This is a genomic window from Glycomyces albidus, assembly GCF_009451885.1.
Lineage (GTDB): Bacteria > Actinomycetota > Actinomycetes > Mycobacteriales > Micromonosporaceae > Glycomyces > Glycomyces albidus.
The window spans coordinates 200,305-213,320 of sequence record NZ_WIAO01000001.1 but is presented as its reverse complement, the minus strand read 5'-3'; the positions used below and the strand labels follow the sequence as shown (position 1 = coordinate 213,320).

The window sequence follows — 13,016 nt, the reverse complement described above, 5'->3', positions numbered from 1 at the left end:
GCGTCCGTTTCACCCCGAAGACGAGGTCCCGTGCCACCGATCGAGTCCGTCATCGACACCCTCGCCCAGACCCAGTCCGCCCCGCCGGTCGGCGTCATGCTCGCCTGCTTCGCGGCAGCGGCCGCCGCCGTCCTCTACGCGCCGGTGTGGCGCTGGACCCGCGGCCTGGTCACCATCGCCCACGAGGGCGGGCACGCGCTCATGGCCGTCCTCATGCGACGGCGCCTCACCGGCATCCGCCTCCACGCCGACACCTCGGGACTCACGTTCTCGCGCGGCCGCCCCACCGGGTTCGGCGCCGCGATGACCCTCGTCGCCGGCTACACCGCCCCGGCCCTCCTCGGCCTCGGCGCCGCCGCGCTGGTCGGCGCCGGCCGGATCGTGCTGCTGCTGTGGATCACGCTCGTGCTCCTGGCCGTGATGCTGGTGTTCATCCGCAACTGGTACGGGGCGCTGGCGCTCCTCGTCGTCGGCGCCGGCGTGTTCGCCGCGACCTGGTACGGCACCGCGATCGTGCAGACCGCCGCCGCGTACCTGGGCGTCTGGCTGCTCCTGCTCGGCGCGGTCAAGCCGGTCCTGGAGCTGGGGTCGCGCCGGCGCGGCGGCCGCGGCTCGGGCCAGTCGGACGCCGACCAGCTCGCCGGCATCACCCCGTTCCCGGCCGCGTTCTGGATCTTCCTGTTCATGCTCGCCACGATCGCGGCCGCGTTCTGGGGCACGTGGATGCTCCTGCCGATCGACACCTGGCTCGACTCGCTCTAACCCCCGCGCAACCGCCGGTTCGTCCACGCGGTCGGCTCGGCCGCCGCCGGGTCCTCGGGCCACGGGTGCTTCGGGTAGCGGCCGCGCATCTCCTTGCGCACCTGCCCGTACGGGCCCTTCCAGAACGACTCGAGGTCGGAGGTGACCGCGAGCGGCCGCCCGGCCGGGTCGAGCAGGTGCGCCTGCACCTGGACGCCGGCGATGCGCGGGATCGCGGTCGCGCCGAAGAAGAGCTGGAGCTTCATCGACAGGACCGGGTGCCCGGTCGAGTAGTCCACGGTCCCCTCCATGCCGTTGTGGAGGCGCAGCCGGCGCGGGGCGGTCTTCTCGAGGTCCTCCGACCACGGGACGAGGTTCTTGAGCGCCTCCTCTGCGACGATCCGCTCCAGGTCGCGGCGGCGCCGCGCCCGGCTCCACCACGGCTCGAGCCAGGCGGGGTCGGCCAGCAGCGCGGCATCGCCCACGTCCGGCCACGGGTCGCCGACCTCCCGGTGGCAGAACGCCATCCGCTCCCGCATCCGCCGCGCCGAGGCGGACCAGCCGAGGAGCCCCAGGCCCTCGTCGCGGAGTCCGTCGAGCAGCGCCGCCCGGACCAGCTCCGGGTCGGGGTCCTCGATCGGCCGGGCGGCGTCCTCGATGGCGCCGACCAGGCGCACGGACCGCGCCGCGACGTCCCGCCGCTCCCGGTCCCATTCGACGCGCTGCTCGCGCCGCTCGCCCACGAGTTCGCGGGCCAGGTCCCCGTCGATCGGCACGGCGGCGCGGATCATCGCGGCGGCCCGGCCTGGGGAGCGGTCGGCGTCGGCGATGGCGAGCCATTCACTGCCGGAGAGCGCCGAACCCTCGGCGCAGACCGCGCCGGTCCCGCCCGCGGTGCGCCACTGGCCGCCGGCGCGCTTGGCGACCCGCTCAGGGAACGCCAGGGCGATGACGGTGGCGGCGGCCTCGTCGTCGCCGGCCTGCCGGTCGATGCGCGGGACGGCGCGGGCGAGGCGCTTGACCTCGTGCTCCCATCGGCGGTCCCGGCTCGTGCGGAGCTGCCGCCACTGGGCGAGGAGGTCGTCGCCCTTGCCGCGCTTGTCGAGTCCGAGGAGTGCGGCGACTTCGGCGGCCTTCTCGGAGCCGACCCGGGCGGCGCCGTCGACGAGCGCCCGCGCCAGGCGCGGGTGGAGCCCGGCCTTGGCGAGGACGCGGCCGCGGTCGGTCGCGGCGCCGTGCTCGTCGATGGCGCCCAAAGCGATCAGGGTCGCCTCGGCGGCCTCGATCGCGCCGGCCGGCGGGGGACCGGGCATCGCGAGGTCGGCGACCGGGGTGCCCCAGCAGGCCGCCTGGAGCCGGAACGCGGTGAGGTCGGCGGCGGCGACGTCGGGCACGGGCTGGGCGGCGCGGCGCGTGTGCTCGGCTTCGCTCCAGCACCGCCACACCGCGCCCGGGCCTTCGCGTCCGGCGCGTCCGGCGCGCTGGTCGGCCGCGGCCCGGGAGGCGGGCGCGGTCGTCAGGCCCGGCAGGCCCCGGGCGTGGTCGACGACGGGACGCCGGACCAGTCCGGCGTCGACGACGATCCGCACCCCGGGCACGGTGAGGCTCGATTCGGCGATGTCGGTGGCGAGGACGACCCGGCGGCGCTCGCCGACGCGCATGGCCCGGTCCTGATCGGACGGCGACACCGAGCCGTGCAATTGATGTATATCGGAATCGAGGTGTCTGAGTTGTTCGGCCACCCGCCGGATCTCGGCGGCACCGGGAAGGAAGACCAGCGCGTCGCCCGCGTCGGCGTCGAGGGCCCGGCCGACGATATGTGACACATGACCGAGGAACTTGGGGTCGACCCGCATCCCGTCCGGCGGGCTGAGGCGCTCTCGCGGCGGCGCCCAGTGCATCGCGACCGGGTGGCGCATCGGCTCGGAGGCGATGGCGGGGGCGGGGCCTTCGTCGCCGGCGAGCAGCCCGGTCCACAGTGCGACATCGGCGGTGGCCGAGGCGGCGACGAGCCCGAGGTCGGGTCGCAGGATCTGGCGGGACTCGATGAGGAAGGCGCAGGCGGTGTCGGTCTCGAGGTGCCGCTCGTGGCATTCGTCGAGGACGACGAGGTCGACGCCGGGCAGTTCGGGGTCGGCCAGGAGCCGGTTGAGCAGGACCCCGGTGGTCACGACCTCGACGCGGGTCGCCGCGGACCGGCGGGTCTCGCCCCGGATCTGGAAGCCGACCCGCTCGCCGACCTGCTCGCCGAGGATGGCGGCCATCCGGGAGGCGGCCGCGCGGGTGGCGAGCCGGCGCGGCTCGGCGACGAGCACCCGCCGCTGTGGCATGTCACGTGTCACCTGCCCCGGCCCGGCACCGGTCGCGGTCTCGATGAGTCCGGCGAGCGCGAGCGGCGCGAGCGTGGTCTTCCCGGTCCCGGGCGGCGCGGCGAGCACAGCGGTCCCGGTGCGCGCCACCGCCTCCAGGAGTGCGGGGAGCGATTCGCGGATCGGCAGGTCGGGCAGCGCGGGCGGTTGCGGCATGCCGATCATTCTCGCCGAGCCCCCGCCGCCCCGCACCGCGGTCGCGATGCCGCATCGTGAACTGCGGTTCGCGCCTCGGCAGACGCTCGCCGGCGGCCCCGGCTCGACCGGTCGTGCGTATCGGGCGCGTTCGGCCCGCTCGCACTGGTGCGCATCCCGGTCGCGGTCGTTCGCCGGTAGCATGCAGGCTCATGGATCACCCCTCTCCCGAGACCGGGTCGCGGCTCCGCGTCGTCGTGCTCGCGGCGATCACCGTCTGGCTCTTCGGCTCCGGGCTTCTGTGGATCGCGGGATTCGGCGGCGGAGGCGGCGCCGACGACCACCATCAGACCGTTCTGGTGACCAACCTCCGGGTCGCGGCGATGCAGGCCGCGGTGGTCCTGTTCGTCGTCGGGCCGTTGGCGATCGCGGTGCTGGAGTTCCTGCTCGGGAAGCGGTTCGCCGGCGTCGTGTTCCTGGCGATCGGTGCCGGTCTCGCGGCCCTGCTGCTCCGGTCGGACACGATCATCGGCCTGTTCCAGTGGTGACCGGCTGAGGGGCGTCCGTTCCCGGAGGTTCGAGATCCCGAGGGTTCCAGTACCGGGGGAGTGCTTTCCCGTTGGGCACCACGACGTTCGGATGAACCCGTCCTCAGGCGGCCGGCAGGTCGCATCGATGTGCAGACCGATCGATGAGCAGACGGGCGGCGGCCGGACGCTGGGTCCGTCCACCGCCCGTTCAGCCGATCCGGGTTTCTCCGCCCCGTTCGGCGGTCGGTGATGACCGCCGTCCGCCGTCAGGCGCCGTCGACGACCCCGTCGGGGCAGGATTCGTCGTTGGCGACGTAGGCGAACTCGATCGCGGTGTCGTAGCCGACCTCGCTGCCGCTCTCGGGGGTCTGGTAGAGGACCTCGCAGGTGTCGTGCTCGTCGCTCTCGGGAGCGGTCGGGCTCGCGGTCACGTCGGTGAAGCCGTCGCCTTCGAGCTGCTCGATGGCGTCGTTGACGTCCCAGCCGCGGAAGTCGTCGAGGTCGACGAGGTCGGGCTCCTCTTCGGTGGACTCCTCCTCGGTGGTCTCTTCGTCCTCTTCGCCGTCGCCGGAGTCCTCGCCGTCGCCCTCGTCGGTGCTCTCCTCCTCTTCGGCGCTCGTCTCGGGCTCTTCGACGGCCTGCGTGGCGTCGGTCGAGTCGCCCGTTGAGCCGGCCGAGGGGTTCTCGTCCTCGTCGTTCCACGGCGACCAGAGGAGGAACGCGATGAGGATGACCGCGAGCCCGGCGGCGACGATGAGGATCGGGCCGGTCGGGTTGCGCTTGGCGTCCTCCATCTCGCGCGGGGGCGGCAGGGGCCGCTCGCCGGCGGCGCCGGTGCGGTACTGGCCGGTGCCCGCGGCGGGGGCGTAGTCGTCAAGGAACTGCTGCTGCTGCGGGCTGGTGTGCGCCTGGACGACGCCCGCGCCCATGGCCGCGCCCATCGCCCCGGCGGCCCCGGGCGACATGACGCGCGTCGACTGGGGGTCCTGGAATCCGGGGGACGGCGGCGGAGGAGAGGCGAGGATCGCGGTCGTGCCGCCGCCCATGCCGCCGGCGCGGCAGACGCGGGCGAGTTCGGCGGCCGAGGCGAACCGCTGGCGCGGGTCCTTCGCCAGGCAGCGCATGATGATCTGGGCGACCGGCGCAGGGACGTCGGGCGGGAGCGGGGCGGGCTGGCCGGTGAGGTGGCCGGCGATCGCCGCGGTCGGCTCGTTCCCCGCGAAGGGCGGGCGCCCGGCGAGGGCCTCGTAGCCGACGATGCCGAGCGAGTACAGGTCGGTCGCGCCGGTGAGCTGCGCGCCCTGGAGCTGCTCGGGCGAGGCGTAGGCGAGGGTGCCCATGACGGTGCCGGTCTCGGTCAGCCCGGCGCCGCCCTTGGCCGCGGCGATGCCGAAGTCGACGATCTTGACGCTGCCGTCGGCGCCGACGAGCAGGTTGCCGGGCTTGATGTCGCGGTGGATGATGTGGGCCTGGTGCGCCACGTCGAGCGCTTCGGCCGCCGAGGCCATGATCTTCAGGGTCTCGCCGGGGGACAGGCGCCGGCGCTGGCGCAGCACGTTGTCGAGGGCCTCGCCGCGCACGAGCTCCATGACGAGGTAGGACACGAGCCCTTCGGGGGCGTGCTCCTCGCCGTAGTCGTAGAGCGCGACGATCCCGGGCGACTGCAGCTGGGCGACCGCCTGCGCCTCCTGGTGGAACCGGGCCCGGAACCGGTCGTTGCCCGACAGTCCGGAGTGGAGCAGCTTGACGGCGACGACGCGGTTGAGCCGGGTGTCGGTGCCGCGCCACACCGCGCCCATGCCGCCCGCGGCAAGGCGCTGTTCTAGGCGGTAACGGCCAGCGATCAGGTTCCCGGGTTCCACCCTCGGCCTCTTTCGTCATCGGGAGCAGGGCACGAGGGTGAGCTTAGTCGGGTGCCGCGAACACGCCCTCGGCGAGCCCGCGCGGCGTCCCGTGAACGGGACGCCGCGAAGCGGGAGTGCACGAAGGCGCTGGCGGGAACGGGATGAGGCGGTGCCGAAGCGGGACGGCCCGCGCGGGGCGTTCCTTCTCCGCCGTTGTCGGTCGTGTCGGCGTTCGGGGAGTCCGCTACGCGGCGGGCGTCTCGGGCTCCAGTGTGAGGCTGATCGAGTTGATGCAGAACCGGGCGTCCTCGGGGTTGTCCCAGCCCTCGCCGTAGAACACGTGCCCCAGGTGCGAGTCGCAGTTCGCGCAGCGGACCTCGGTCCGCTGCATGCCGAGGCTGTCGTCGCTCAGCAGGCGGACCTTGTCGCCGGCCAGAGGCGTCCAGAAGGACGGCCACCCGCAGTGGGAGTCGAACTTCGTGTCGGAGGCGAACAGCTCCGATCCGCACGCCCGGCACCGGTACACGCCGCGGCGCTTCTCGTCGACGTACTCGCCGGTCCACGGCGCCTCGGTGCCGCCTTCGCGCAGCACCCGGTATTCGTCGCGCGTGAGCTTCTCACGCCACTGCTCGTCGTTTCCGCGTTCAGGACCCATGCCCTCCAGTCTAGAACCCGCAGCGGCGATCCGGCCCCGACAGCGTGTCGGCGCGGGGGAGGCCGAGCGCGCGCCGGGCCGGGGGCGGGCCGCTAGGATCGGCGCATGCGGTACCTCCTTGGCGATTACACCACTGAAGGCGGCCCGGGCCTGGTCGCGGCCGGGCCCGACGGGCTGGGCGAGCCGGCGGCGGTGGTGAATCCGTCGTGGGTCCATGTCGGGCCCGACGCGGTGTACACCCTGACCGAGACCGAGCCGGGGTTCGCGGCGGCCTGGCGGATCGGCGAGGACTTCGCGCTGGACCGCGCGGGCCAGGGCCGGTCGACGGAAGGCAACAATCCCTGCCATGCGACCGTCGACCCGTCGGGCCGGTGGCTGCTCGTGGCGAACTACGGCGCCGGCGACGGGTCGGGGGCGTCGGTGGCGGTGCTGCCGGTCGCCGAGGACGGCACCCTCGGCGAGGCCGTGGACGTGTACCGGCTGTCGGGCTCGGGTCCGGACCCGGATCGCCAGTCCGGGCCGCACGCCCACCAGGTGGTATGTCACATGTCGCGCGTGCTGGTGGTCGATCTGGGCTCCGATCGCATCCACGCGCTCGACCTGGGCGAGGACGGCAAGCTGACACCGGCGGCCACGACGCAGCTCGAGCCGGGATTCGGTCCCCGCCACCTCGCGTTCGTCGGCGACCGCGCGGTGATCGCGGGCGAGCTGGCGAACGCGTTCGCGGTCGGCGCCTACGACGACGAGTCGGCGACGTTCGCGTTCGAGGCGCCGGTGGCGCTGCCGAGCGGCGAGGCCGTCGACTACGCGGCGATGCCGGACATCGGCCTGGACGAGGAGGCGCCGCGGCCGCTGCCGGCCGCGGTGGTGCCCGATCCCGAGCGCGGCCTCGTCTACATCACCGTGCGCGGCCCGGACCAGCTCGCCGTGGTGGACCCGGTAGCGGGAGCCCTGGTGCGGTCGGTGCCGGTCGGTGCGGCGTGGCCGCGCGACGCGGTGCTCACCGGCGACGGGACGGTGCTGGTGGCGTGCCAGCACGGCGGCCAGGTGACCCGGGTGGACCCGACGGGTGAGCGGCCGCCGGTGACGGAGTGGTCGGTGCCCGGGGTGACCTGCGTGGCGCCTCTCACATAGTAAAACTTGCGTGATCTGCAAAATTTCATCATCCGAATCTTGTAAACACCGGCAACCCCGACTAGGGTTGCGGCATGGCCGAATCCACCGGGCTCCGCGAGCGGAAGAAGGCCGCCACCAAGGCGGCCCTCAGCGAGGCGACCTTCCGCCTCGCCATCGCGAAGCAGGGTGTCGAGAACGTCACCGCCGAGGAGATCGCCGCCGAGGCCGGCGTCTCCACCCGCACCTTCCACAACTACTTCCCCTCCAAGGAAGCCGCCCTCCTCTACGACTTCGAGCAGACCACCGGACAGCTCCTCGCCCACCTCCGGGAGCGCTCCCGGAAACAGCCGATCTGGCACGCCTTCCGCGACGCCATGATCGACATGCGCTTCGACGAGAAGTTCGACATCGACGCCATGCGCTGCCGCGAGCAGCTCATCCACGCCTCGCCCTCCCTCATCAAGGAGCAGTCCGGCCAGTTCATGGCCCTCTTCACCGAGGCGATCGACATCGTCGCCGCCTCGACCGGCACCAGCAAGGACGACCTCTACCCGCGGCTCCTCCTCGGCGCCGCGCTCGTGACCATGAAGTCGTCCACCGAGCACTGGATCGCCGACCCCGGCGACCGCACCCTCGCCCAGACCATCACCGAAGCCTTCGCGGTCTTCGAACGCGGCATCACCCAGCCGCCGCCCGCGCCCGAGACCTCCCCGGACGCCCGACCCCACAACTGAACAAGGAACACCAGGAAACCCACCGCCGACGACGCCGTCGGCGAACACCACCCGACCGGTCCCGCCGCACCACACCCAACCCGCTGGCACAGCCCAGCAGGCGGGGCCGGCCAATCATCCGATTGGAGCACCCGACCGTGGCCACCTTCCTCTACCGTCTCGGCAGAGGGTCCTACCGACTGCGATGGCTCGTCCTCGCCGTCTGGATCCTCATCGTCGGCGGCGTCGCCACCGCGGCCGCCACCCTGCAACAGGAGACGAACCCCGAGTTCGTCCTCCCCGGCACCGAATCCCAGGAGGCGTTCGACCTCCTCGAGGACCGCTTCCCCGAAATGGCGGCCGACGGCGGCTCCGCCCAGATCGTGATCCAGTCCGAGAACGGCGAGCCCCTCACGGCCGAGTCGAACGCCGCGGTGATCGACGACTTCGTCGCCGTCATGGAGGACTCCCCGCAGATCGCCTCCGTCACCAGCCCCCTCGCGACCGGCCCGAACGGCGAGCCGATCGGCATGCTCTCGGCCGAGGACCAGACCATCGGCGTCCTGCAGGTCGCCTACGCCGAACCCTCCATGGAGCTCGACGAGGACACCGTCACCTACCTCGAAGACGCCGTCGCCCACGCCGAAGACCAGGGCGTCCGCGTCGAAGTCGGCGGCGACGTCCTCCAGTCCATGCCCGAGACCAGCGCGACCGAGCTCATCGGCATCGCGGTGGCGCTCGTGGTCCTCGTCATCACCTTCGGCGCCCTCCTGGCCGCCGGACTGCCCATCATCACCGCGGTCCTGGGCGTCATGCTCACCACCGCCGGCATCCTCGCCGCCACGTCCTTCATGAACGTCAGCGAATCCACCGGCACCCTCGCCTCGATGATCGGCCTCGCCGTCGGCATCGACTACGCCCTGTTCATCCTCTCGCGCTTCCGCAGCGAACTGGCCAAGGACGGCCGCGTCGAGGACCGGCAGGCCCGCGCCGAAGCCATGGGCCGCGCCGTCGGCACCGCCGGCTCGGCCGTGTTCTTCGCCGGCCTCACCGTCATCATCGCCCTCCTGGGCCTGTCGGTCGTGAACATCCCCTTCCTGACCGAGATGGCCGTGGCCGCCGCGATCACCGTCCTCATCGCCGTGTTCATCGCCGTGACCCTCCTGCCCGCGTTCGCCGGCTTCGCCGGCAAGCGCGTCTTCACCGGACGCCAGCGCCGCCGCATCGCCGCCGGCGTCCACGGCTCCAAGCCCAACGGCGGCAAGCGCTGGGCCGGGTTCGTCACCCGCCACCCGATCCTGGTGGCGTTCATCGGGATCATCGGCCTCGGCGCGCTCGCCTACCCGGCCACCGACCTCGAGCTGGGCATGCCCGACGCCGGGTCCTCGGGTGAGGAGACCACGCAGCGGCAGGCGTACGACCTGATCAGCGAGGGCTTCGGCGAGGGCTTCAACGGGCAGCTCATGATCGTGGGCGACCTCGGCGACGGGGTCGACGCGATCACCGCCGCCGAGAACGTCACCGCGGAGCTGAACGGCATCGACGGCATCGCCGTCGTCGGCCAGGCCTTCCCGAACCAGGCCGGCGACACCGTCCTGGTCAACGTCATCCCCGAGACCGCCCCGGCGGACGAGGCCACGAACCAGCTCGTGCACGACATCCGCGGCGTCCTCGCCGACGACGCGGACGCGGACTGGGCGGTGACCGGCACGACCGCGATCAGCATCGACATCTCCGACAACCTCAACGACGCGCTGCTGCCGTACATGCTCATCGTCGTGGGTCTGGCGGCGCTGATCCTGCTGCTGGTGTTCCGGTCGATCCTGGTGCCGCTCATGGCCACGCTCGGGTTCATGCTCAGCGTGTTCGCGGCCCTGGGCGCGCTCGTCGCGGTCTTCCAGTGGGGCTGGGGCGCGGAGCTGTTCAACGTGGACCAGCCGGGTCCGATCATGTCGATGATGCCGATCCTCATGATCGGCCTCGTGTTCGGCCTGGCGATGGACTACCAGATCTTCCTGGTCACGCGGGTGCGGGAAGCGTACGTGCACGGCGCCGATCCCAAGGCCGCGATCGTGGAGGGCTACGGGCACTCCTCGCGGGTCGTGGTGGCGGCCGCGCTGATCATGATCAGCGTGTTCGCGGCGTTCATCTTCAGCGCCGAGTCGTTCATCGCCGCGATGGGCTTCGCGCTGGCGGCGGCGGTCGTGTTCGACGCGTTCGTGGTCCGCATGGCGATCATCCCGGCGGTCATGGCCCTCATCGGCCGGGGCGCCTGGTGGATCCCGAAGTGGCTGGACCGGATCCTGCCGAACGTCGACGTCGAGGGGGAGCGGCTCCAGCAGCACCTCGCCAAGGACGCCCCTGAGGACGAGCGCGAGCTCGTCGGAGCGTCCAAGTAGCCGATGCCCCAAGGGGACTCGGGCCGACCCCCGGCCCGGGTCCCCGCGGGGGTTCGGTGAACGGGGGACCCGATGGTCTTCTTCTGGGCGCTGGTGATCCTCATCGGCATGATCACGGCGGACTTCTTCGTTCCGATGCTGCCGAGCGCGACCCTGGTGACCGCTGCGGCGGGGCTCGTGTTCGGGAATCCGTGGCTGATCGCCGTCCTCCTGGTCGGCGCGGCCGGCTCGTCGTGGTTCGGCGAGTTCATGGGCTACAAGGTGTTCTGCGCGGTGCGGGCGGGGCTGCGGCGGCGGCCGCCGCGGTTCGTCGCGCGCTTGGCGGACCGGTCGGTGATGCGCGCGGTGCGCCGGCTCGAGCATCTGCTCGGGAAGAGCGTGGCGAGGCATCCGTACCGTACGACGGTCATCGCGCGGTTCCTTCCGGCGGGCAGGACCACGCTGGCGTGGATCGCCGCGGGCGAGGGCCGTGCGCCGTACGGGCGGATGGCGGCCCTGGGCGGTGTCCTGTGGGCGGTGTACACGGTCGGTCTGGGCCTGCTCATCGCCTGGATCGCCGGGCCGGGTCTGCAGTCGCTCCTCGGTTCGGTCCTGACGGTGCTGGCGGTGGGCGGGATCCTCGGCTGGGCGGCGAAGCACTGGCAGCAGACTCGGGTCGTCGAGTCGGCGCCGGCGGTGCCGCTCGCGGCCGGGGCGTCGGTTTCCGAGGGGGCGCGCGTCGTGCCGCTCGCGAACGCCGGTCCGAGGCCGACGGATGCGGTGGGCGAGTCGGTGCCGGATGCGGCGGCCGAGTCGGGATCGGACGCGGCTGGTCCGGCGCAGGCCGCCTTAAGTCGCTTCAGTAGTACATCACATGTCACACATTGCGAGGCCCGTCCAAGTTGGACGGGCCCCGCAATGGCGCTCTCTCGTCTGGAGCGCATCCGTCAACCGTACGGAACAAAGCACACTTGTATGAATAGATGCCGATATGTCAATGATCGGACACGCGGGGGATGTTTAGTGTCCTATCGGGACCGGTAACCTCAAGCCTGGCAGGGAAGCCGTAGTCCGAGGGCGGTGTGGTGGGGGCGTCGTCCGCTCGACGTTACCGGGTGGGTATCGATGATTCGGGTTCTCCTCAAGCACGACCAGGACCTTTGGCGGACCGCGCTCGCGCGCTGCCTCGACGGCGTCCGCGACATCGCGGCGGTGCACGACCTCCCCGAAGGCGAGGACGTCATCGCGGTGGCCCGCCGGGTGCGGCCGCACGTCGTGGTGCATGAAGCCGGTTTACTGACCCACGACCACGTGGCCTCAGTCTGCGCGGCGCTGCCGGAGTCGAACGTCCTGCTGCTGATGGACCCGCGCCGGCCCGGCGAGGTCCGGCCCGAGCTCACCCGCTTCGCGCCGCGCGTGGGCATCATGACGACCGGGGACTCCTTCGACCGCTTCGTCGAGGGCATCCGCAAGCTCACTCGCGGGGAGCCGGTCCTCGACGCCGACATCGCCCTGGCCGCGATCCGCTCGCGCGCCAACCCGCTGACCCCGCGCGAGCGGGAGGTCCTCGGGCTCGCCGCGACCGGGGCGCGCACGTGCGAGATCGCCGACAAGCTGTTCCTGCGGGTCGGGACGGTGCGGAACCACCTGTCGAACGCGATTCACAAGTCCGGCGCGCGCAGCCGCATCGACGCGATCCGGATCGCCCAAGAGGCCGGCTGGATCTGACCCGCGACCGCAGGCGTCGGGCCGTGTGGGCCGATGAGGTCGCTGCCGGTTCCGCGGTGCCGTCCGAGTCGCGTTGTCAACCACCTGCTTCGGGGCGGGCGGCGCGGACGAGGTTGCAGAGACGGGCGACGAGCATGGGCTCATGAAGCATGCCGCAGACGAAGGTCACCCGCCCAGCTCTCACAGCGCACTCGACCGGTAGGGAAGGTCAAGTCGAGTGCCATGCGCCCGGTGAACGGCTCGCAGTCCTCCCTTGCGCTGAGGACGGGCTCCCCGATGTGGTCGCCGAACGGCGTCTCGCAGCTGCTCTCACGCACCTCGACGCGGCCCGCTTCGCTCATGTCGTAGCCCCTGTGAGGCTCGGACGCCTCGACGATCAGACACCAATCCGAGCCGGTGGTGATCCGGATCGACTCGTGTCGCTCATCGGTCAGCCACACCTCCACAGGTTCCGCGGGCTGGACGCACTCATGCCGGAACCAGGAGGCGGTGACGCTCACCAGGCGACGACCGACCAGCTCCTGCGGCGCGATCCCAGCGCCGTGCAAGCGACACGCGCTCGGCTGCTCGAACTCCATCAGCCCGACGCTACCGCCCGCTGCGGAAGGAAGACGCATGACGCAGCGGTATGCAGTTCGGATACCTCCAACCCCACCCCCTGCGGTGTTCCGGCTTCGACAGGACTCCCTGTGGCACAGCCGAAGTCACCTGCGTTGTGCTCCCTGTGCCGCACCCGGACCCGGACGTCTCCGCAGCACCGGAGCCCACTTCGAGGAGGCTCCGAGCGCCGGTGGAGCACTCCTACCT

At 72.1% G+C, this 13,016-nt stretch carries 11 protein-coding genes; 7 read left to right on the top strand and 4 right to left on the bottom strand.

All coding sequences use genetic code 11. From position 1 onward, the window contains the following. Window positions 1–30 precede the first annotated feature (30 nt). On the top strand, window positions 31–762 hold the full coding sequence (locus GFD30_RS01025) for a M50 family metallopeptidase (RefSeq protein ID WP_322632803.1): 732 nt from the start codon (window positions 31–33) through the stop codon (window positions 760–762). Here the strand turns inward: GFD30_RS01025 and hrpB are convergent. Then, window positions 759–3,266 carry an ATP-dependent helicase HrpB gene (hrpB, locus tag GFD30_RS01020; protein ID WP_153023350.1) on the bottom strand — a complete coding sequence of 836 codons (2,508 nt, stop codon included), beginning with the start codon at window positions 3,264–3,266 and terminating at the stop codon, window positions 759–761. The two genes, GFD30_RS01025 and hrpB, sit on opposite strands and share 4 nt — an antisense overlap. Before the next feature lie 191 nt (window positions 3,267–3,457). Here hrpB and GFD30_RS01015 point away from each other — a divergent pair, with 191 nt between their 5' ends. Beyond that, on the top strand, window positions 3,458–3,793 hold the full coding sequence (locus tag GFD30_RS01015; protein WP_153023349.1) for a hypothetical protein: 336 nt from the start codon (window positions 3,458–3,460) through the stop codon (window positions 3,791–3,793). A gap of 248 nt (window positions 3,794–4,041) precedes the next feature. On the opposite strand, the gene GFD30_RS01010 is transcribed toward GFD30_RS01015, so the two are convergent. Together GFD30_RS01010 and msrB are read right to left on the bottom strand one after the other, a co-directional pair. Continuing rightward, a complete protein-coding gene (locus tag GFD30_RS01010; protein WP_153023348.1) occupies window positions 4,042–5,637 on the bottom strand; it encodes a serine/threonine protein kinase in 1,596 nt (531 codons plus the stop codon). Between the two features lie 226 nt (window positions 5,638–5,863). Continuing rightward, window positions 5,864–6,274 (bottom strand): peptide-methionine (R)-S-oxide reductase MsrB, encoded by a 411-nt coding sequence (gene msrB, locus GFD30_RS01005; protein ID WP_153023347.1) that lies wholly within the window; start codon window positions 6,272–6,274, stop codon window positions 5,864–5,866. A 105-nt stretch (window positions 6,275–6,379) separates the two neighbouring features. Here msrB and GFD30_RS01000 point away from each other — a divergent pair, with 105 nt between their 5' ends. The 5 genes from GFD30_RS01000 (at window position 6,380) to GFD30_RS00980 (ending at window position 12,209) form a co-directional block, all read left to right on the top strand. Further along, entirely contained in the window at window positions 6,380–7,408 is a 1,029-nt protein-coding gene (locus tag GFD30_RS01000) for a lactonase family protein (protein ID WP_153023346.1), read from the top strand. A gap of 74 nt (window positions 7,409–7,482) precedes the next feature. Then, window positions 7,483–8,124: an acyl-CoA-like ligand-binding transcription factor gene (locus tag GFD30_RS00995; protein WP_153023345.1), complete on the top strand. Its 642-nt coding sequence runs from the start codon at window positions 7,483–7,485 to the stop codon at window positions 8,122–8,124. Window positions 8,125–8,261: 137 nt separating this feature from the next. Next, on the top strand, window positions 8,262–10,502 hold the full coding sequence (locus tag GFD30_RS00990; protein WP_322632802.1) for an MMPL family transporter: 2,241 nt from the start codon (window positions 8,262–8,264) through the stop codon (window positions 10,500–10,502). Window positions 10,503–10,574: 72 nt separating this feature from the next. Then, window positions 10,575–11,525, top strand: a complete 951-nt coding sequence (locus GFD30_RS00985; RefSeq protein WP_153023343.1) for a DedA family protein — start codon at window positions 10,575–10,577, stop codon at window positions 11,523–11,525. Between the two features lie 81 nt (window positions 11,526–11,606). Further along, on the top strand, window positions 11,607–12,209 hold the full coding sequence (locus GFD30_RS00980; RefSeq protein WP_153023342.1) for a response regulator transcription factor: 603 nt from the start codon (window positions 11,607–11,609) through the stop codon (window positions 12,207–12,209). A 140-nt stretch (window positions 12,210–12,349) separates the two neighbouring features. Here GFD30_RS00980 and GFD30_RS00975 read toward each other — a convergent pair whose 3' ends face one another. Further along, window positions 12,350–12,787, bottom strand: coding sequence for a hypothetical protein (locus GFD30_RS00975; protein ID WP_153023341.1), 438 nt, complete (start codon window positions 12,785–12,787; stop codon window positions 12,350–12,352). Between the last annotated feature and the right edge of the window lie 229 nt (window positions 12,788–13,016).

Excerpts from the sequence above, each read along its gene's own strand:
- hrpB (WP_153023350.1), bottom strand. The coding sequence starts at position 3,266 with ATGCCGCAACCGCCCGCGCTGCCCGACCTGCCGATCCGCGAATCGCTC.
- GFD30_RS01015 (WP_153023349.1), top strand. The coding sequence starts at position 3,458 with ATGGATCACCCCTCTCCCGAGACCGGGTCGCGGCTCCGCGTCGTCGTG.
- msrB (WP_153023347.1), bottom strand. The coding sequence starts at position 6,274 with ATGGGTCCTGAACGCGGAAACGACGAGCAGTGGCGTGAGAAGCTCACG.
- GFD30_RS01000 (WP_153023346.1), top strand. The coding sequence starts at position 6,380 with ATGCGGTACCTCCTTGGCGATTACACCACTGAAGGCGGCCCGGGCCTG.
- GFD30_RS00995 (WP_153023345.1), top strand. The coding sequence starts at position 7,483 with ATGGCCGAATCCACCGGGCTCCGCGAGCGGAAGAAGGCCGCCACCAAG.
- GFD30_RS00985 (WP_153023343.1), top strand. The coding sequence starts at position 10,575 with ATGGTCTTCTTCTGGGCGCTGGTGATCCTCATCGGCATGATCACGGCG.
- GFD30_RS00980 (WP_153023342.1), top strand. The coding sequence starts at position 11,607 with ATGATTCGGGTTCTCCTCAAGCACGACCAGGACCTTTGGCGGACCGCG.
- GFD30_RS00975 (WP_153023341.1), bottom strand. The coding sequence starts at position 12,787 with ATGGAGTTCGAGCAGCCGAGCGCGTGTCGCTTGCACGGCGCTGGGATC.